We start from the raw sequence: 18,091 nt of genomic DNA on the forward strand, positions 1-18,091 counted from the left end.
GTGGAGAAGTGCAGTCCGGCGCGAATTATCTACGCCACAGATTTGAGAATCTAAGGTCAGGTACGGCGTCCGGACTGCAGGCAGAAAGAACTGGCCGGCTCTTTCTGCACGTGGGGGATAATACAAGGTCGGGTAAGCGCAGCGCCACCCGACACGCTCTTCAGCTAAACATCGCCGTCACAGACGCACTCGCCAGGCTGTGGAAATGAACGTTAAAGCCCACCATGGCACCGCTTGCCCCTTCGTCTACTTCAATTTTTGCCACGTCCAGCGCATGCACCGTGAAGATATAGCGGTGCGTTTCGCCTTTCGGTGGCGCAGCGCCGCCGTAGCCTGCTTGACCAAAATCGGTACGCGTCTGGATCGCGCCATCTGGCAGGTCGGCGATGCCTGAACCTGCGCCTTGCGGCAACACTCGCGTGTCTGCTGGCAGGTTCACCACAACCCAGTGCCACCAGCCGGAACCGGTTGGCGCGTCCGGGTCATAACAGGTCACGACAAAGCTTTTGGTGCCGGAGGGTACCTCGTCCCACGCCAGGTGTGGCGACAGGTTGTCTCCGTCGTAGCCCATGCCGTTGAACACCTGACGGTGTGGGAGCTTATCGCCGTCTTTAAAATCATGACTGACAAGTTTCATCACTTTTCCTCGCCTCTGAATTAACGACTCAGTGTAGCTCAGCGGCTGAAAAGCGTGTTGTCGCTTAGCGCGGCTTTTACCGCTCTCGTCAGCTGAGTTAACTGTTCTGACGTAATGATAAACGGTGGCATCAGGTAAATCAGTTTGCCGAAAGGACGCACCCAGACCCCTTGTTCGACAAAGAATTTTTGCAGTCGCGCCATGTTGACGGGCTCTTTGGTTTCCACCACGCCGATAGCGCCGAGAATGCGTACATCGGCTACCAAAGGTGAGTCGATGGCTTCTGAAAGCTCACGTTTAAGCTGTGCCTCAATCTTGGCGACTTGCTGCTGCCAGTGGCCTTCTTGCAGCAGCGCGAGACTTTCTGCTGCTACAGCGCAGGCCAGCGGGTTGCCCATGAACGTCGGGCCGTGCATAAAGCACCCGGCCTCCCCGTTGCTGATGGTTTCTGCCACTTCGCGGGTAGTCAGAGCGGCGGAAAGCGTCATCATGCCGCCGGTCAGGGCTTTGCCCAGACAGAGAATATCTGGCGCAATGCCGGCATGTTCGCAGGCAAAGAGTTTGCCCGTCCGGCCAAACCCGGTGGCGATTTCATCGGCAATCAGCAGGATCCCTTCGCGGTCGCACATCTTGCGCAGGCGACGCAGCCATTCCGGGTGATACATGCGCATCCCGCCCGCGCCCTGGACGATGGGTTCGATGATCACTGCGGCAATCTCGCTGCGATGTGCAGCCATCAGCCGGGCAAAGGCCACCATATCGCGTTCATCCCACTCGCCGTCAAAACGGCTTTGCGGGGCTGGTGCGAACAGGTTTTCCGGCAGGTAGCCTTTCCACAGGCTGTGCATCGAATTGTCCGGATCGCAGACCGACATCGCGCCGAACGTATCGCCGTGATAACCGTTGCGGAACGTCAGGAAGCGGCTGCGTGATTCGCCTTTCGCCTGCCAGTATTGCAGGGCCATTTTCATCGCCACTTCCACCGCCACCGAGCCTGAATCGGCCAGGAACACGCATTCAAGCGACTCCGGCGTCATCGCCACCAGTTTACGACACAGCGCAATGGCAGCAGGGTGGGTTATCCCGCCAAACATCACATGCGACATCTGATCAATCTGCTGCGTCATGGCGGCATTAAGACGTGGATGATTGTAACCGTGAATAGCCGCCCACCATGACGACATGCCATCTACAAGCTGCTCACCGGAGGCGAGCTGCAACTCGCAGCCCTGCGCAGCCACCACGGGGTAAACCGGGAGCGGGGAGGTCATTGACGTATAGGGGTGCCAGATATGGCGCTGATCGAAAGAGAGATCGTCCTGGGTCATAATCGACTTGTAAACCATTTTGAAAAGTTTTAGGTTTACGATCCTACACCGAACCGAGAAACAACTGAACCCCTTTTGGAGAGGCCAATGGCTCACCACCCACGCTGGACACTGTCGCAGGTCACTGAACTGTTTAATAAACCCTTGCTGGAACTGCTGTTTGAAGCGCAGCAGGTACATCGTCAACACTTCGACCCTCGCCAGGTGCAGGTCAGCACGCTGCTGTCGATTAAGACGGGTGCCTGCCCGGAAGACTGCAAATATTGCCCGCAGAGTGCTCGCTACAAAACCGGGCTTGAAGCCGAACGTCTGATGGAAGTTGAGCAGGTGCTCGACTCTGCGCGTAAAGCGAAAAACGCCGGGTCGACCCGTTTTTGCATGGGCGCGGCGTGGAAAAACCCGCATGAACGCGACATGCCGTATCTCGAAGAGATGGTCAAAGGCGTGAAAGAAATGGGCCTCGAAGCCTGTATGACGCTGGGCACGTTGTCAGATTCACAGGCGCAGCGTCTGGGCGCAGCCGGGCTTGATTATTACAACCATAACCTCGACACCTCGCCGGAGTTTTACGGCAACATCATCACCACTCGCACCTATCAGGAGCGTCTGGATACGCTCGGCAAAGTGCGTGATGCGGGGATCAAAGTCTGTTCCGGCGGCATCGTAGGATTGGGCGAAACGGTGACCGATCGTGCCGGTTTATTGCTGCAACTGGCAAACCTGCCCACGCCGCCAGAAAGTGTGCCCATCAACATGCTGGTGAAGGTCAAAGGCACGCCGATGGAGAACAACGAAGACGTGGATGCGTTTGAGTTTATCCGCACCATCGCGGTGGCGCGCATCATGATGCCAGCTTCGCATGTGCGCCTCTCCGCAGGTCGCGAGAAGATGAATGAGCAGACGCAGGCGATGTGCTTTATGGCAGGCGCAAACTCGATTTTCTACGGCTGCAAGCTGCTGACCACGCCGAACCCGGAAGAGGATAAAGACCTGCTGTTGTTCCGCAAGCTGGGGATCAACCCGCAGCAGACAGAAGTGCTTTCCGGTGATATCGAACAGCAGCAGAAGCTGGAGCAGGCGCTGTTAACGCCGGACACCGACGACTACTACAACGCGGCGACGGTATGAGCTGGCAGCAACGCATAGACACGGCGCTGGCAGCACGACGCTCGGCGCAAACCTTTCGCCAGCGTCAACCCGTCACGCAAGGCGCAGGCCGCTGGCTGCAGCAGGGTGAAGAGCGCTGGCTGAATTTTTCCAGTAACGACTATCTGGGGCTGAGTCACCATCCGCAGATAGTCGCCGCCTGGCAGCAAGGCGCTGCGCTTTACGGCACAGGCAGCGGGGGCTCCGGGCATGTGACGGGCTACAGCGACGCCCATCAGCAGCTTGAACAGCAGCTGGCGGAGTGGCTGGGTTATCCTCGCGCACTGCTGTTCATCTCTGGATTTGCCGCCAATCAGGCGCTGATTGCCGCGCTGATGGGCAAAGACGACAGGATTGTGGCCGACAGGCTGAGTCATGCCTCGTTGCTGGAAGCGGCTTCGCTCAGTCCGGCTCAGCTTCGACGCTTTGTGCACAACGACAGTGAGCAGCTTGCTCACCTGCTGGCGAAACCGACTTCAGGCCTTCAGCTCACGGTAACGGAAGGCATTTTCAGCATGGATGGAGACAGTGCGCCGCTGGAAGAGATTGCTGCAGCCACGAGTGCGGCTGGTGGCTGGCTGATGGTGGATGATGCTCATGGCATCGGCGTGTGCGGCGAAGAGGGGCGTGGAAGCTGTTCACAGCAGCAGGTTAAGCCCGATCTTCTGGTGGTCACCTTTGGCAAAGCTTTTGGCCTGAGCGGCGCGGCAGTGTTGTGCAGCGAGGCCACCGCCGATTATTTGCTGCAATTTGCTCGCCATTTGATTTACAGCACCAGCATGCCTCCCGCGCAGGCAGTGGCGCTCAGCCAGGCTCTGGCAGTGATTCGAAGTGAGGAGGGCGACGCCCGGCGAGAAACGCTGCGCAGCCATATCGCCCGTTTTCGCCAAGGGGCAGAGCAACTGGGGATGACGCTGACAGCCTCACAAAGCGCCATTCAGCCGCTGATTGTCGGCGCAAACGAACGAGCTCTGCGGTTAGCGCAGCACCTGCGCGAGCAGGCTCTCTGGCTGACAGCCATTCGCCCGCCAACCGTGCCCGCAGGCACCGCGCGGTTGCGGGTGACGTTGACGGCGGCGCATCAACCGCAGGATATCGACAGGCTTTTGGAGGTGCTGAATGCCACCCGTCAATAAATCCGCCGTGGCCGCCGCCTTTGGTCGTGCTGCCGGTCAGTATCAGCAGCATGATGCGCTGCAGCGCCAGTGCGCGGCGGCGTTGATGGCCCAGCTCCCCTCACAGCCCTTTAAGCGTGTACTGGATGCTGGCTGTGGGCCGGGAAGCGTCAGCCGCCTGTGGACGGAAGCGGGAAGCGAAGTCACCGCGCTGGATCTCTCGCCGCAGATGCTGGCGGAAGCGCTGCGACAGAACGCCGCTCGTCATTACGTTCAGGCTGATATCGAATCAATGCCGTTAGCCGACGCTCAGTACGATTTGGTCTGGAGCAACCTGGCGGTGCAGTGGTGCGAATCGCTGAGCGTGGCGCTGCAAGAACTCACTCGAACGGCACGTCCCGATGGCGTGGTAGCGTTCAGCACGCTGCTGGCGGACTCTTTGCCTGAGCTGAATAAGGCCTGGCAGAGCGTCGACAGCCAGCCGCACGCTAACCGTTTTTTATCGCTGGAGCACATTCTTGCGGCTTTAAAACCGTACCGTTTCGAACATCAGACTCAGACGTTCAGCCTCACGTTTGAGGATGCGTTGAGCGCAATGCGCTCCCTGAAAGGCATCGGCGCGACGCATCTTCATGCGGGCAGAGCGGCGCAAACCCTGACGCGTAGCCGTCTGCAACAACTTCAGCTAGCCTGGCCGAAACAGCAGGGGCGCTGCGTGCTGAGCTACCACATTTTTACAGGAGTGATTTACCGTGACTGAACGTTTCTTTGTCACCGGCACCGATACCGAAGTGGGCAAGACGGTTGCCAGCTGCGCCTTATTGCAGGCGGCAGCACGCCTTGGCTACCAGACAGCGGGCTATAAGCCCGTTGCTTCGGGGAGCGAAATGACAGCACAAGGGCTGCGCAACAGCGATGCGCTGGCGTTGCAGCACAATAGCGGCGTCACCCTGCGCTACGAGGAGGTTAATCCTTATACGTTTGAAGAGCCCACTTCGCCGCACATTGTGAGCGAAGATGAACAGCGCCCGATCGACATGCAGGTGATGTCTCAGGGGTTACGAGCGCTCGAAGCCAAAGCGAACTGGGTGCTGGTGGAAGGGGCCGGAGGCTGGTTCACGCCGCTTTCCTCGTCCACAACTTTTGCTGTTTGGGTTAAGGCTGAACAGCTGCCGGTGATTCTGGTCGTCGGGGTGAAGCTCGGCTGCATCAATCACGCGGTGCTCACGGCGCAGGCCGTTCAGCAGGCGGGACTGACCCTGGCGGGCTGGATTGCCAATGACGTTGTTCCCCCCGGCAAACGGCATCAGGAATATCTGGCGACGTTAACGCGAATGCTGCCAGCGCCGTGTCTGGGGGAAATTCCCTGGCTGGAACACGGCCCGGAGGCCGCAGAGCCAGGGCAGTATCTCAAGCTTACAGCGCTTCATCCTGGGTCATAAACTGTTCCAGTAGCCGGGTATCCAGCTGCTGAACGTTGCCTTGCGCCACGTTACGTCCACGGTGCAGCAGGCAAAACCTGTCGGCAACCCGGCTAATAAACGACAGGTGTTGCTCGGCGAGCAGCACCGTCAGGCCGAGTTCGCGATTCAGGCGCACAATAAAATCCCCGAGTTTATGCATAAACCCTTGCCCCATGCCTCGCGTCGGTTCGTCAAGGATCAGCAGTTTGGGCTGAGTGACCAGGGCGCCAGCCAGCGCTAATTGATATTGCGTGTCTTCACTCAGCGCTGACCCTTTCACCTGCCGTAACGGGTAGAGCTCCGGCATGAGCTCATAGATATCACGCCCCTGGGGCGTAAAGCCGTCATCACTGCCCGCTCTCTGCGCAATACGCAGATTTTCCTCGACGGTCATTTGCGAAAAGATGCGTTTGTCCTGTGGAACGTAGCCAATGCCCATTGCGGCTCTTAGCGGGGGGGACAAAGTCAGTAAATCACAAGGTGGGCCGCTGGCCTCATGCCAGAAGATGCTGCCGCTTTCGACGTCCTGATAGCCCGCAATGCAGTTGATGAGGGTGGTTTTTCCCATCCCTGGCAGTCCCATCAGGCAGGTGCAGCGCCCGGGTTCGAGTTCGAGGTCAACGTTCCAGAGCGTGTGCTGACTGCCGTAATAGTGATTCACTGCACGTAAACTCAACATGGGCCTCTCCTCGTGGTGTGCCATTGGTGGCGAATGGATGGTGCAATTCCCTTGCCAGAACGCTGAAGCGTCCCACCCGGTGATTGTTTTTCAGACAAAGCCGCAAAAAAACGCACAACGTCAGGGCTTAAGGCGCAACGGGTGCACTTTGCCAGTGCCTGTGATGAAGCGTAGTGGTGCAGTGGAAATGCTGGATTTGTGAGCGATCTCTCAGTGCAAAATGGCAGATGCTTTGCTGATTAAACGCAAAAAAGAACGATAAATATTTTTTCCCTGAGCTCTTGTCTGACCTGAGACGTTTTGCGCGAGTGGCAGGGGAGTTGGGCTACAGACACTTATCCACTATTCCTGTGGATAACCTTGTGTATTAGAGTTAGAAAACTAACGGTGAGCGAGAGAATACGCGGCTTCCCGCCGAATTGATGCGAAACGCGGCTTTTGGATATTTCCTTTTTTAATCAAGTGGTTGTATAAAATCAATGCCTGTAAGAAAAGTGTCACCCGCCGCCACAAAAGAGGCATCACCTGTATTGACAAATGTTAAAAACGGAAAAGTTCTGGGGATAACCCACCCGGGCAGGTGTTTTATCTCGTCACAGGGTAAATTTCCGCCACAGTTGCTTGATTGTGGAAGCGGTAACACAGATACGATAATGTGTTACTGTTTTTTTATCCAGTATTTTTAACTGGCAAATTTTGGTGCGGAGAGTAGAATTAAGCGTCTGCCCGTTTCCCCTTCATCAGGTTGTTGCCCATGAGTAAACCGTTAAAACTGCATTCTGCTTTTCGTCCCTCCGGGGATCAGCCTGAAGCCATTCGTCGCCTTAAAGAAGGGCTGGAAGATGGCCTGGCGCATCAAACGTTGCTGGGCGTAACCGGGTCAGGGAAAACGTTTACCATCGCTAACGTGATTGCGGATCTTCAGCGTCCCACCATGATCCTCGCCCCCAACAAAACGCTGGCGGCGCAGCTTTATGGCGAGATGAAAGAGTTCTTCCCCGAGAACGCGGTGGAATTTTTCGTCTCCTACTACGATTACTACCAGCCTGAAGCGTACGTCCCAAGCTCCGATACCTTTATCGAGAAAGACGCTTCGGTGAACGAGCACATCGAGCAGATGCGTTTATCCGCCACCAAAGCGATGCTTGAGCGCCGCGACGTTATCGTGGTGGCTTCGGTGTCGGCCATTTATGGTCTGGGTGACCCCGACCTGTACCTGAAAATGATGCTGCACCTGACGGTCGGCATGATCATCGATCAGCGCTCCATTTTGCGCCGCCTGGCGGAGCTGCAATATACCCGTAACGATCAGGCCTTCCAGCGCGGGACCTTCCGCGTGCGCGGTGAAGTGATAGATATTTTCCCGGCCGAATCCGATGACATCGCGTTACGCGTGGAGCTGTTTGATGAAGAAGTTGAGCGTCTGTCGCTGTTCGATCCGCTGACAGGGCATCTGGAATCGACCATCCAGCGTTTTACGGTGTACCCGAAAACGCACTACGTCACCCCGCGTGAACGTATTTTGCAGGCGATGGAAGAGATCAAAGAAGAGCTGGTCGACCGCCGCAAAGTATTGCTTGAGAACAACAAGCTGCTGGAAGAACAGCGCCTGTCGCAGCGCACGCAGTTTGACCTCGAAATGATGAACGAGTTGGGCTATTGCTCGGGCATTGAGAACTACTCACGCTTTCTCTCCGGGCGCGGGCCGGGTGAGCCGCCGCCGACGCTGTTTGACTACCTTCCGGCAGACGGCCTGCTGGTGATTGATGAATCCCACGTGACCGTGCCGCAAATCGGCGGGATGTATCGCGGAGACAGGGCGCGTAAAGAGACGCTGGTGGAATATGGCTTCCGTCTGCCGTCGGCGCTGGATAACCGTCCGCTGAAGTTTGAAGAGTTTGAAGGCCTGGCCCCGCAGACCATTTATGTGTCGGCCACGCCGGGCAACTACGAGCTTGAGAAATCAGGTGGCGATGTCGTCGATCAGGTTGTGCGTCCAACCGGTCTGCTCGATCCGGTTATCGAAGTGCGTCCAGTGGGTACCCAGGTTGATGACCTGCTGTCTGAAATTCGCCTGCGTGTGGCTATCAATGAACGTGTGCTGGTCACCACGCTGACCAAACGCATGGCCGAGGATTTAACCGAGTATCTGGAAGAACACGGCGAACGCGTGCGGTATCTGCACTCAGATATCGATACCGTAGAACGTATGGAAATCATCCGTGATTTACGCCTGGGTGAGTTCGACGTGCTGGTCGGCATCAACTTGCTGAGGGAAGGCCTCGACATGCCGGAAGTCTCGCTGGTGGCGATTCTGGATGCGGATAAAGAGGGCTTCCTGCGTTCTGAACGTTCGCTGATTCAGACCATCGGCCGCGCGGCGCGTAACGTTAACGGCAAGGCGATCCTCTATGCAGATAAAATCACGCCGTCAATGGCGAAGGCGATGGGCGAAACCGAACGCCGCCGCGAGAAGCAGGAACGTTACAACGAAGAAAATGGCATTGTGCCGCAGGGCCTGAACAAGAAAGTGGTCGATATTCTGTCGTTTGGCGAGAATATCGTGAAGGCGAAAGGTAAAGGCCGGGGCAAAGGGCGTTCAGCTGCCGACGTTGAAGCGGCTGAACTGGCGCTGACACCAAAAGCGCTACAGCAGAAAATCAGCGAGCTGGAAACGCAGATGATGAAGCATGCGCAGAATCTCGAATTCGAAGAGGCGGCAGAGGTGCGAGACCGTTTACACCAGCTGCGAGACCTGTTTATTGCCGCTTCGTAGAAAGAATCAGACCCCGGTCACACCCGGTGGCCGGGGTCTTAATGTTCCGTTAATGTAACCAGGCGATACTACTTTCACTTTAATGAGGGTAGCGCCATGCAAAAGCAGAATTTCTTAACCACACTCACCGTTCTGGTTTCCTCTCTTATCGTTATCGGCTTTTTCCATCAGTGGATTTTGACTTACTGATTAACGCTCACGGCGTGGAAATTTGACCCACGCTTTCACGCCCGGCACCGACTTACGGTTATGCAGAAAGAACTGCGCATCGTGCAACTGTGCGATGCGGGTAACAATGCTGAGCCCAAGCCCGATCCCGCCGTATCGGCTGTCCATCCTTACAAACGCTTTGCTCAATTCGCCACTTTTTGCTTCGTCTATGCCCGGGCCTTCGTCTTCGACCGCCATCATCCCTTTATCGACCGTCACGGTGATGGTGGAGTTTTCAGGGCTGTAGCGATGGGCGTTTTCGACCAGATTACGTAACAGCACTCGCAGTAACGTGGCATCGCCAGAAACGGTAACTTCGGGTTCGCCTTCTGGAAGCTTCAGGGTTTGCCCGCGTTGTTCGAGCATGGTTTCCAGTTCGCCCTGAATCGGCAGGATCACCTCTTCTTTGAGCGGCACCTGCTGGTAGCTGCCCGCAGAGAATGACTGGCCGACGCGGGCCAGTTGCAACAGCTGAGAGATGCTTTCGGTCATCTGATCCAGGCGTTGCAACAGCGGATCGACATTCGCGGTGTGCATCCTGGCCATCAGCTCAAGATGCAGTCGCAGCCCGGCAAGCGGAGTACGAAGCTCGTGCGCGACGTCGGCGGTAAACAGTCTTTCGCGATCCAGCGTCTGATTCAGGCGTCCTACCAGCTGATTAATCGCTGCGGTCACCGCGTCGACTTCGCTGACGGAATGCGGCAGTTCAATCGGCTTCAGGTTATCCGGGGTGCGGGAGTTCAGTTCTTGCTGAAGATCCAGCAGAGGACGAGTGATGCGTTTCACCGCCTGCAGGCAAATCCACAGCGCCAGCCCGATAATCAACATGCTGGGGATAAGCAGGCTGGCAACGGCTTCACGCACTTCATGTTCAATGTGTTTATGGTTGTTGTGGCCCTCAATCGTGCTCTGCACCAGGAGCTGGATCTGCTCGCGGCTTTCATGCCACAGCCACAGGACGCTGATCACCTGACAAACCAGCAGGATGCTGGCAATCGTCAGCAGGAGCTGACGACGCATGGTCCATTTCACAGCCTTAAAGAACGGCAGATTCATTTACGCCTCTCCGTCGTCTTTCACCAGCATATAGCCAAAGCCCCGCACTGTGCGGATGCGGGATTTGCCGATTTTGTCTCGCAGGTTGTGGATATGCACTTCTAACGTGTTGGTCGAAGGCTCGTTATCCCAGCTGTAAATATCGTTGTAGAGGATTTCACGGTGCACAGGGCTGCCTGCTTTCGCCATCAGACGAGAGAGCAGGGCGTACTCTTTTGGCGTCAGCTCGAGCGATGTGTCGCCCAGTGAAACCAGACGACGAGTCACGTTAAGGCGAAGATTGCCAATGCTCATCTCGTTATCGCCCTGATTATTGTGGCGACGCAGCAGAGCGCGTACACGGGCGTTGAGTTCTTCCAGAGCAAACGGTTTGACCAGATAGTCATCGGCACCTGTATCCAGCCCCGTGATACGGTCGCTGACGGTATCACGGGCGGTAAGAATCAGCACCGGCAGGCTGATTTTTTCACGGCGAATGCGAGCAAGGAAACTGAGGCCATCTTCATCAGGCAGCCCGAGATCTAACACGATCAGGCTGTAATGGCCGTTGGCCAGGCACAACGCAGCTTCATGTGCGGTGGTCACGCCATCGCAGACATACCCTTCGCTTTGCATCGCGAGGATCAATCCTTGCAGTAATAACGCATCGTCTTCAACGACCAGCACTTTCATTTATTTCGCTCCTCTGCACGACGCCAGAATATCGTCGTTCGCCTGGTATTCCCTGGTACTCACACCCGCTAAACCTAACAGGGTAGAGAATAAGTTATCCTGGGAATAGTCGTTTGCTTTCGCGTGATTTTTCAGACACTCATAATTCACGCCGTAACGCTGCTGGTAATCCGGTGACAGCCAGATGAGCATCGGCACATGCTTCTGCGTATCGGGGGCGATAGACCACGGCAGACCGTGCAGATAGACGCCGTTTTCACCGAGTGATTCACCGTGATCGGAGAGATAGACCAGGCTGGTGGTAAAGGTGTTCTGCTTCGACTCCAGCAATTTGATGGCTTTATCGACGATGTAATCCACGTTCACGATGGTGTTGTCGTAGGTATTCACCAGCTCTTCACGGGTGCAGTTCTGAATTTCATTGCTGTCACAGGTTGGGCTGAACGTCCTCAGGTCTTTTGGATAACGGTTGTAATAGGTTGGGCCGTGGCTGCCGATGGTATGTAAGACAATCACGCCATCGCCTTTCAGGTTGTTGATGTACTCTTCCAGACCGTGGAACAGCACGTCGTCATAGCATTCGCCGTCGATACACTGACCCGGCAAATCCAGGCGGGTCATATCCTGATGCGGAACCCGGTCACAGGCGCCTTTACAGCCGCCGTCGTTTTCATTCCACAGCACGTTGATGCCGGCACGCTGGATCACGTCCAGCAGGCCTTCCTGATGCTGCGCCAGCTCTGCGTTGTAGCGGTCGCGTGGCATGTTGGAGAACATACACGGCACGGAAATCGCTGTCGCGGTGCCACAAGAAGTGGTTTTCGGGAAATACACCACATCGTCTTTTGCCAGACGTGGGTTAGTTTCACGTTCGTAGCCACCCAGCGAGAAGTTTTCTGCCCGGGATGTTTCGCCCAGCACCAGAATCGTCAGGTTACGACGCGGGCCATTTTTCATTTCTGGCTTCTGGGTGGCATCTTCGCCAATGTGCACCAGCGGCAGATGCGCCAGACGATTGTGTGAATACCAGGAGTTGATAGCCACAATGCTGTTAGACGGGTTGAGTGACTTCACCAGCTCTTTGTTATTACGGAACAGCGACGCGTAATCTTTATAAAACAGCAGAGCGATAATCACGATAAGCAGTGCAGAACCAGCAATGCTCACCAGACGCAGCGCGATGCTTTTCCAGGCGCGGGCCGGTTTTTTCACCTTAATCCACAGCGCGATAAGCACGGCCAGCACGCCAGAAAGCGCAATGGTCAGCACCATTTTGGTCGACATCAGGGCAAAGCTTTCTGCGGGTGTGGTGTCCAGAATATTGGTGATCATCGAGCGGTCAATCACCACGCCAAAATTCATGATGAAGTACTGCGCCGAGGCACCCAGCAGAATAAACAGGCAGACCAACAGGCGGTCAAGCCACAGGAATGAGGAGAGCGTCAGAATGATGTTAAGGGCACAAATCAGCACTATCGGCATGGTGGCGAACACCAGGGCGTTGTGCAGGCCATCGACGGGCAGCAGCGCGAACGCTTGTTTATAGAATGCGACATTCAAAAACAGCGACATATACAGCGCAGACAGAATCAGATAGCTAACGTGCCCAAGGGCAGGGCGAAGGAGGGAAAATCGTGACATCACAAAGCATCCGGCAGAAAAAGATGACGGTATGATGACAATCCAGTTTTAAGACAACCTTAAGAAATTAAGGTTTGGCTTAAGATTAAACAATCAGGAAAGCGTGCCCGTGTTTAAGCGGCACGCAAGAAAGACCTTAACCCAGCGCCTGAATGGCCTGCTCCAGCGCATCGCGCAGCAGGTGTCTGTCGTGGCGATAGCGAATATCACTGGCTTCGAGTTGAGTCTGAATCACGACCCGTCCTTCCATCTCCGACACGTCCGCTTTTGGCCCAACGACCACGGCATCAATCACCGGCTTGCCGACGTAATGCTCCATCAGCCCGAGTTTTGCTTTCAGCGACAAACTGGCCGCGGCAGGGCTTAGCTCTTTGCCCAGATTGCCGATATAGACCATCGGTGCGGGCGTGCGTCGCAGCGCTTGTGCCATATCTTCCAGCAGCAGAATTGGCATCAGGCTGGTGTAGAAACTGCCCGGGCCAATCAGGATCAAATCGGCTTCTGCAATCGCGTGCACCGCTTCGCGGGTGGCAGGCACAGCCGGAGACAGCATCAGCTCTTTTGGTGGCAGCTTCAGCTGATCGATATTCACTTCGCCGTAGATTTCATGGCCTTCATCATCGATAGCCATCAGGTCAACCGGGATTTCGGACATCGGGATCAGCGAAGCTTCGACTTTCAACAGGTTTCTGATCAGGTTGATCGCTTCCAGCGGCCGCACGCTCAGGTGATCGAGTGCCTTTAACATCAGATTCCCGAGGTTATGCCCGGAAAGCTCGCCATTGCCGCCAAAACGGTACTCAAACATGGCGGAGGCCACGCTGGGTTCGGTGATTAATTGATTCAGACAGTTGCGCATATCACCCCAGGCGATCCCGCCTTCGGCGCGGCGAATACGACCAGTTGACCCGCCGTTATCAGTGGTGGTGACAATGCCCGTCAGGCGCGAACCTAAAGAGGAGAGCGAAGACATCACTCGCCCCAGACCGTGCCCGCCGCCCAGCGCCACAACTCTGTCGAGATCCGCAAAAGTACGATTGCGCATATAATTCCTTATGAAAAACGAACCCTGTCACCTTAGCCTAACTACCCCTAAAAGACGATGCCAGGCTCAGGGCAAAATGACACATATCAATGCAAAAGCGTGATTTTTGCGTATTCTGTAGCGAAACTGCACGATCAAGTCGCTATGTATAAGATTATATAGCGATTGCGCGGAATGGCGAAACTGGCATTTCCACGCTACTATCGGCTTAACCCGCTTTCGAAAGTCGGAAGCTACACTCTAGCCTTTGTGCCTAAGTCTGAGGATATGGCGCTCTGGCCGTGACGACAGTCACCAGGGTACAGAAAGAAATGACTGTGCCTCCCGTATCTGGAAAGGTGTACATGGCTCCACAACTCACCGATGCTTTCGCGCGCAAGTTCTACTATTTGCGTTTGTCGATTACCGATGTGTGCAACTTCCGTTGCACCTATTGCCTGCCTGATGGCTACAAGCCTGGTGGCGTCAGCAATAACGGTTTCCTCTCCGTGGATGAAATCCGCCGTGTGACCCGTGCGTTTTCCGCCATGGGCACAGAAAAAGTGCGCCTGACGGGTGGCGAACCTTCGCTTCGCCGTGATTTCACCGACATCATTGCTGCCGTGCGTGAAAATAACGAGATTCGCCAGATTGCGGTCACCACCAACGGTTATCGCCTTGCGCGTGATGCTCAAAACTGGCGCGAGGCCGGGTTAACGCATGTGAATGTCAGCGTTGATAGTCTCGATGCTCGTCAGTTTCACGCCATCACCGGGCAGGATAAGTTCCGGCAGGTGATGGAGGGCATTGACGCGGCCTTTGCTGCCGGGTTCGAAAAAGTGAAGGTGAACACCGTGCTGATGCGCGATGTAAACCATCACCAGCTCGATACCTTCCTCGCCTGGATTAAACCGCGCCCGATTCAGCTGCGTTTCATCGAACTGATGGAAACCGGCGAGGGCAGCGAGCTGTTCCACAAACATCACATCTCCGGCATGGTTTTGCGCGACGAGCTGCTCAAACGCGGCTGGATCCACCAGATTCGTCAACGCAGCGACGGCCCGGCGCAGGTCTACTGCCACCCTGATTATGCAGGGGAAATCGGGCTCATCATGCCGTACGAGAAAGATTTCTGCGCCAGCTGCAACCGGCTGCGCGTCTCCTCCACGGGAAAACTGCATCTGTGCCTGTTCGGCGATGGCGGCGTTGATCTTCGCGATCTGCTGGCCGAAGACGCACAGCAGCCCGATCTCGAAACCCGTATCTCAACCGCTCTGGCGCAGAAAAAGCAGACCCATTTCCTGCATCAGGGCGATACCGGCATTACTCAGAATCTTTCATATATTGGCGGCTGAGCCGAGCCATCAAAAGAATAAGGAGGTTTGTTATGAGTCAGGTGAGTGCTGAATTTATCCCGACCCGCATCGCTATTCTTACCGTCTCCAGCCGTCGCGGCGAAGACGAAGACACATCCGGCCACTATCTGCGTGATTCCGCGCATGACGCGGGCCACCATATCGTCGACAAAGTTATCGTCAAAGAGAACCGCTACGCGATTCGCGCCCAGGTTTCAGCGTGGATTGCCAGCGACGACGTGCAGGTTGTGCTGATTAACGGCGGCACCGGGTTGACGGAAGGCGATCAGGTGCCAGAAGCGCTGCTGCCGCTGTTTGACCGCGAAGTCGAAGGCTTCGGCGAAGTGTTCCGCATGCTGTCGTTTGAAGAGATTGGCACCTCGACCCTGCAATCTCGCGCCGTGGCAGGTGTTGCCAACAAAACGCTGATTTTCGCTATGCCGGGGTCGACCAAAGCCTGCCGAACCGCGTGGGAAAACATCATTGCGCCACAGCTTGATGCGCGCACCCGTCCGTGTAATTTCCATCCTCATTTGAAGAAATAAACCATGTCGCAACTGACGCATATTAACGCCGCCGGTGAAGCCCATATGGTGGACGTTTCCGCCAAAGCAGAAACGGTGCGCGAAGCGCGCGCCGAAGCGTTCGTCACCATGAAACCTGAAACGCTGGCGATGATCATCGACGGCAGCCACCACAAAGGCGATGTCTTCGCCACCGCGCGCATTGCCGGTATTCAGGCCGCCAAACGCACCTGGGATCTTATCCCGCTTTGCCATCCGCTGATGCTCAGTAAAGTGGAAGTGAACCTTGAAGCTCAGCCGGAGAAAAATCAGGTGCGCATCGAAACGTTATGCCGTCTGACGGGCAAAACAGGCGTTGAAATGGAAGCCCTGACAGCGGCTTCCGTCGCAGCGCTGACCATCTACGACATGTGCAAAGCCGTGCAAAAAGACATGGTGATTGGCCCGGTTCGTCTGCTGACGAAAAGCGGCGGCAAGTCTGGCGATTTTAAGGCGGATGCATGATTAAGGTGCTTTTCTTCGCGCAGGTGCGTGAACTGGTAGGAACCGATGCGCTGCAGCTCGACAGCAACGCCGAAACGGTAGAACAATTGCGTCAGCAACTGGCGGCGAAAGGCGATCGCTGGGCGCTCGCGCTGGAAGAGGGCAAGCTGCTGTCGGCGGTGAATCAGACGCTGGTGGAAAGCTCGCACCCGATTGCCGATGGCGATGAAGTGGCCTTCTTCCCGCCGGTGACAGGAGGGTGATGATGAGCGAAACGCTGATCCGTGTCTCGACTGAGCGCTTTAACGTCGGCAGTGAATACAGCTGGCTGGCGGAGCGTGATGAAGACGGCGCAGTCGTCACCTTCACCGGCAAAGTACGCAATCACAATCTGGGCGACAGCGTGAAAGCGCTGACGCTGGAACACTATCCCGGCATGACGGAAAAGGCGCTGACGGAAATCGTCGATGAAGCGCGTAGCCGCTGGAAACTGGGCCGCGTTTCGGTGATCCATCGCATCGGCGAAATGTGGCCGGGCGAGGAAATTGTGTTTGTCGGCGTGACCAGCGTGCACCGCGGGAGCGCTTTTGCCGCCGGGGAATTCATCATGGATTACCTGAAAACGCGCGCCCCGTTCTGGAAACGTGAAGCCACGCCGGAAGGTGAACGCTGGGTGGAGTCCCGCGACAGCGATCAGGAAGCCGCAAAGCGCTGGTAAAACACGTTTTTCGGACCTCTACTCCAGAGGCATGTGGTACGCTTAGTAAACACCCATTTTTTCAGAGGTATTCATCATGGACCGATACTCGCGTCCCGATTCAATCGTGCAGGCACGCTCTGGCCTGCAGACCTACATGGCGCAGGTGTACGGCTGGATGACCTGCGGTTTACTGCTGACGGCGTTTGTGGCGTGGTTTGCCGCGAATACCCCGGCGGTGATGATGTTTGTCTTCTCAAGCAAAATCACTTTCTTTGGTCTGATCATTGCGCAACTGGCGCTGGTGTTCGTGCTTTCCGGCATGGTACAGCGTCTGAGCGCTGGCGTGGCTACCACGCTGTTTATGCTCTATTCCGCGCTAACCGGGTTGACGCTTTCCAGTATCTTCCTCGCGTACACCTACAGCTCTATCGCCAGCACCTTTATTGTCACGGCGGGGATGTTCGGCGCGATGAGCCTCTACGGTTACACCACGAAGCGCGATTTAACCGGCATGGGCAAAATGCTGTTTATGGCGCTGATTGGTATTGTGCTGGCTTCGCTGGTGAACATCTGGCTGAAGAGCACGCCGCTGATGTGGGCAGTGACCTATATCGGCGTGGTGGTGTTTGTCGGCCTGACAGCCTATGACACGCAGAAGCTGAAAAGAATCGGCGAGCAAATTGATACTCGCGACAGCAGCAACCTGCGCAAATACGCAATCCTCGGCGCGCTGACGCTGTACCTCGATTTCATCAACCTGTTCCTGATGCTGCTGCGCATTATGGGCAACCGCCGCTGATTTTCGCCAGACCCTCACCTTCGGTTTTCTCCCTCGCCCCTTTGGGGTGTACGGTCCGGGGACATGGTAGACAGGTGTTCGGGGACATGGTGAACACTATTTAACATCCTTTACCCATGGTTATCGACCTTTTCTTCAGGTCGATAACCCCCACTTTCGTGCTGTACCACCACACTTCATAGCAACCGTCTTCCGTCATCTCCTTCAGCCCGACATGCTCCCCTCTGAATGCTTTGCCTGCGTTCAGACTGATGCCTTTTGCACTCAGCTTTCCGCTTATATCCACTTTCCTGACCATCACTCCCTCGTCATATTCCGGAGGGCCAACGTGACTACTGTACTGCCGCGCAGAGGGCTGATACCGCGAAGCAGGCACTGCCATATCCAGTGAAGCGTGTGGGCGTTCAAGGTTATAAACGTTGCGCCAGTGGTCGAAGGCACGCTGCAGCTCGCCACTGTCCGCGAACCACTTCCCCTGCAGAA

Annotated in this window: 19 protein-coding genes and 1 riboswitch; of the genes, 11 read left to right on the plus strand and 8 right to left on the minus strand. The window is 55.9% G+C overall.

Annotated features, from left to right (window positions below; genetic code table 11):
• Nucleotides 1-160: 160 nt before the first annotated feature.
• Nucleotides 161-637, minus strand: coding sequence for a kinase inhibitor (locus tag ACRCWW_RS02165; protein ID WP_438680923.1), 477 nt, complete (start codon nucleotides 635-637; stop codon nucleotides 161-163).
• Between the two features lie 38 nt (nucleotides 638-675).
• The gene (gene bioA, locus ACRCWW_RS02170; protein WP_438680924.1) at nucleotides 676-1,965 is read right to left on the minus strand and encodes an adenosylmethionine--8-amino-7-oxononanoate transaminase; all 1,290 of its coding nucleotides are present in this window, start codon (nucleotides 1,963-1,965) and stop codon (nucleotides 676-678) included.
• Between the two features lie 87 nt (nucleotides 1,966-2,052).
• Between bioA and bioB the strand changes: the two genes are divergently transcribed.
• Genes bioB through bioD form a run of 4 tightly spaced genes read left to right on the plus strand, consistent with a single transcriptional unit; the run spans nucleotide 2,053 to nucleotide 5,668 of the window.
• On the plus strand, nucleotides 2,053-3,093 hold the full coding sequence (gene bioB / locus ACRCWW_RS02175; RefSeq protein ID WP_438680925.1) for a biotin synthase BioB: 1,041 nt from the start codon (nucleotides 2,053-2,055) through the stop codon (nucleotides 3,091-3,093).
• The gene (gene bioF, locus ACRCWW_RS02180; RefSeq protein ID WP_438680926.1) at nucleotides 3,090-4,247 is read left to right on the plus strand and encodes an 8-amino-7-oxononanoate synthase; all 1,158 of its coding nucleotides are present in this window, start codon (nucleotides 3,090-3,092) and stop codon (nucleotides 4,245-4,247) included. Before bioB ends, bioF begins: the two co-directional genes overlap by 4 nt.
• Complete coding sequence (gene bioC, locus ACRCWW_RS02185) at nucleotides 4,231-4,986, plus strand: malonyl-ACP O-methyltransferase BioC (protein WP_438680927.1); 756 nt, start codon at nucleotides 4,231-4,233, stop codon at nucleotides 4,984-4,986. The genes bioF and bioC overlap by 17 nt, the downstream gene beginning before the upstream one ends.
• A complete protein-coding gene (gene bioD / locus ACRCWW_RS02190) occupies nucleotides 4,979-5,668 on the plus strand; it encodes a dethiobiotin synthase (protein WP_438680928.1) in 690 nt (229 codons plus the stop codon). The genes bioC and bioD overlap by 8 nt, the downstream gene beginning before the upstream one ends.
• Here the strand turns inward: bioD and ACRCWW_RS02195 are convergent.
• Nucleotides 5,643-6,368, minus strand: coding sequence for an ABC transporter ATP-binding protein (locus tag ACRCWW_RS02195; protein WP_438680929.1), 726 nt, complete (start codon nucleotides 6,366-6,368; stop codon nucleotides 5,643-5,645). The two genes, bioD and ACRCWW_RS02195, sit on opposite strands and share 26 nt — an antisense overlap.
• 754 nt (nucleotides 6,369-7,122) lie before the next feature.
• On the opposite strand from ACRCWW_RS02195, the gene uvrB reads away from it, so the two are divergent.
• Nucleotides 7,123-9,144: an excinuclease ABC subunit UvrB gene (gene uvrB / locus ACRCWW_RS02200; RefSeq protein WP_438680930.1), complete on the plus strand. Its 2,022-nt coding sequence runs from the start codon at nucleotides 7,123-7,125 to the stop codon at nucleotides 9,142-9,144.
• 189 nt (nucleotides 9,145-9,333) lie between these two features.
• Here the strand turns inward: uvrB and pmrB are convergent, their stop codons facing one another.
• The 4 genes from pmrB to yvcK all read right to left on the minus strand — a co-directional run bounded on the left by pmrB (nucleotide 9,334) and on the right by yvcK (nucleotide 13,768).
• Nucleotides 9,334-10,410, minus strand: coding sequence for a two-component system sensor histidine kinase PmrB (gene pmrB / locus ACRCWW_RS02205; RefSeq protein WP_438680931.1), 1,077 nt, complete (start codon nucleotides 10,408-10,410; stop codon nucleotides 9,334-9,336).
• Nucleotides 10,411-11,082: a two-component system response regulator PmrA gene (gene pmrA, locus ACRCWW_RS02210; RefSeq protein ID WP_438680932.1), complete on the minus strand. Its 672-nt coding sequence runs from the start codon at nucleotides 11,080-11,082 to the stop codon at nucleotides 10,411-10,413.
• A complete protein-coding gene (gene eptA / locus ACRCWW_RS02215) occupies nucleotides 11,083-12,723 on the minus strand; it encodes a phosphoethanolamine transferase EptA (RefSeq protein WP_438680933.1) in 1,641 nt (546 codons plus the stop codon).
• A gap of 136 nt (nucleotides 12,724-12,859) precedes the next feature.
• Nucleotides 12,860-13,768, minus strand: a complete 909-nt coding sequence (gene yvcK, locus ACRCWW_RS02220; RefSeq protein ID WP_438680934.1) for a uridine diphosphate-N-acetylglucosamine-binding protein YvcK — start codon at nucleotides 13,766-13,768, stop codon at nucleotides 12,860-12,862.
• A gap of 224 nt (nucleotides 13,769-13,992) precedes the next feature.
• Nucleotides 13,993-14,125: riboswitch (molybdenum cofactor riboswitch) on the plus strand.
• On the opposite strand from yvcK, the gene moaA reads away from it, so the two are divergent.
• The 6 genes from moaA to ACRCWW_RS02250 all read left to right on the plus strand — a co-directional run bounded on the left by moaA (nucleotide 14,113) and on the right by ACRCWW_RS02250 (nucleotide 17,608).
• Complete coding sequence (gene moaA, locus ACRCWW_RS02225; protein WP_438680935.1) at nucleotides 14,113-15,102, plus strand: GTP 3',8-cyclase MoaA; 990 nt, start codon at nucleotides 14,113-14,115, stop codon at nucleotides 15,100-15,102. It overlaps the preceding riboswitch by 13 nt.
• A 32-nt stretch (nucleotides 15,103-15,134) precedes the next feature.
• On the plus strand, nucleotides 15,135-15,647 hold the full coding sequence (moaB, locus tag ACRCWW_RS02230) for a molybdenum cofactor biosynthesis protein B (RefSeq protein WP_438680936.1): 513 nt from the start codon (nucleotides 15,135-15,137) through the stop codon (nucleotides 15,645-15,647).
• 3 nt (nucleotides 15,648-15,650) lie between these two features.
• Nucleotides 15,651-16,130 (plus strand): cyclic pyranopterin monophosphate synthase MoaC, encoded by a 480-nt coding sequence (moaC, locus tag ACRCWW_RS02235; protein ID WP_438680937.1) that lies wholly within the window; start codon nucleotides 15,651-15,653, stop codon nucleotides 16,128-16,130.
• Entirely contained in the window at nucleotides 16,127-16,372 is a 246-nt protein-coding gene (gene moaD / locus ACRCWW_RS02240; protein ID WP_438680938.1) for a molybdopterin synthase sulfur carrier subunit, read from the plus strand. The genes moaC and moaD overlap by 4 nt, the downstream gene beginning before the upstream one ends.
• A gap of 2 nt (nucleotides 16,373-16,374) precedes the next feature.
• Entirely contained in the window at nucleotides 16,375-16,827 is a 453-nt protein-coding gene (gene moaE, locus ACRCWW_RS02245; protein ID WP_438680939.1) for a molybdopterin synthase catalytic subunit MoaE, read from the plus strand.
• Nucleotides 16,828-16,903: 76 nt separating this feature from the next.
• Nucleotides 16,904-17,608 (plus strand): Bax inhibitor-1/YccA family protein, encoded by a 705-nt coding sequence (locus tag ACRCWW_RS02250; protein WP_438680940.1) that lies wholly within the window; start codon nucleotides 16,904-16,906, stop codon nucleotides 17,606-17,608.
• Between the two features lie 100 nt (nucleotides 17,609-17,708).
• On the opposite strand, the gene ACRCWW_RS02255 is transcribed toward ACRCWW_RS02250, so the two are convergent.
• Nucleotides 17,709-18,091 (minus strand): integrase core domain-containing protein (locus tag ACRCWW_RS02255; RefSeq protein ID WP_438680941.1); only part of this gene is annotated, 383 nt, incomplete at its 5' end.

The sequence above is a fragment of the Scandinavium sp. genome (assembly GCF_051650185.1).
GTDB lineage: Bacteria > Pseudomonadota > Gammaproteobacteria > Enterobacterales > Enterobacteriaceae > Scandinavium.

What these genes read in the sequence shown, in the direction of transcription:
- bioA (WP_438680924.1), bottom strand. Translation starts at nt 1,965, where the DNA reads ATGACCCAGGACGATCTCTCTTTCGATCAGCGCCATATCTGGCACCCC.
- ACRCWW_RS02195 (WP_438680929.1), bottom strand. Translation starts at nt 6,368, where the DNA reads ATGTTGAGTTTACGTGCAGTGAATCACTATTACGGCAGTCAGCACACG.
- yvcK (WP_438680934.1), bottom strand. Translation starts at nt 13,768, where the DNA reads ATGCGCAATCGTACTTTTGCGGATCTCGACAGAGTTGTGGCGCTGGGC.
- pmrB (WP_438680931.1), bottom strand. Translation starts at nt 10,410, where the DNA reads ATGAATCTGCCGTTCTTTAAGGCTGTGAAATGGACCATGCGTCGTCAG.
- pmrA (WP_438680932.1), bottom strand. Translation starts at nt 11,082, where the DNA reads ATGAAAGTGCTGGTCGTTGAAGACGATGCGTTATTACTGCAAGGATTG.
- bioF (WP_438680926.1), top strand. Translation starts at nt 3,090, where the DNA reads ATGAGCTGGCAGCAACGCATAGACACGGCGCTGGCAGCACGACGCTCG.
- uvrB (WP_438680930.1), top strand. Translation starts at nt 7,123, where the DNA reads ATGAGTAAACCGTTAAAACTGCATTCTGCTTTTCGTCCCTCCGGGGAT.
- moaC (WP_438680937.1), top strand. Translation starts at nt 15,651, where the DNA reads ATGTCGCAACTGACGCATATTAACGCCGCCGGTGAAGCCCATATGGTG.
- eptA (WP_438680933.1), bottom strand. Translation starts at nt 12,723, where the DNA reads ATGTCACGATTTTCCCTCCTTCGCCCTGCCCTTGGGCACGTTAGCTAT.
- moaA (WP_438680935.1), top strand. Translation starts at nt 14,113, where the DNA reads ATGGCTCCACAACTCACCGATGCTTTCGCGCGCAAGTTCTACTATTTG.
- moaD (WP_438680938.1), top strand. Translation starts at nt 16,127, where the DNA reads ATGATTAAGGTGCTTTTCTTCGCGCAGGTGCGTGAACTGGTAGGAACC.
- bioC (WP_438680927.1), top strand. Translation starts at nt 4,231, where the DNA reads ATGCCACCCGTCAATAAATCCGCCGTGGCCGCCGCCTTTGGTCGTGCT.
- ACRCWW_RS02165 (WP_438680923.1), bottom strand. Translation starts at nt 637, where the DNA reads ATGAAACTTGTCAGTCATGATTTTAAAGACGGCGATAAGCTCCCACAC.
- bioB (WP_438680925.1), top strand. Translation starts at nt 2,053, where the DNA reads ATGGCTCACCACCCACGCTGGACACTGTCGCAGGTCACTGAACTGTTT.
- ACRCWW_RS02250 (WP_438680940.1), top strand. Translation starts at nt 16,904, where the DNA reads ATGGACCGATACTCGCGTCCCGATTCAATCGTGCAGGCACGCTCTGGC.
- moaE (WP_438680939.1), top strand. Translation starts at nt 16,375, where the DNA reads ATGAGCGAAACGCTGATCCGTGTCTCGACTGAGCGCTTTAACGTCGGC.
- moaB (WP_438680936.1), top strand. Translation starts at nt 15,135, where the DNA reads ATGAGTCAGGTGAGTGCTGAATTTATCCCGACCCGCATCGCTATTCTT.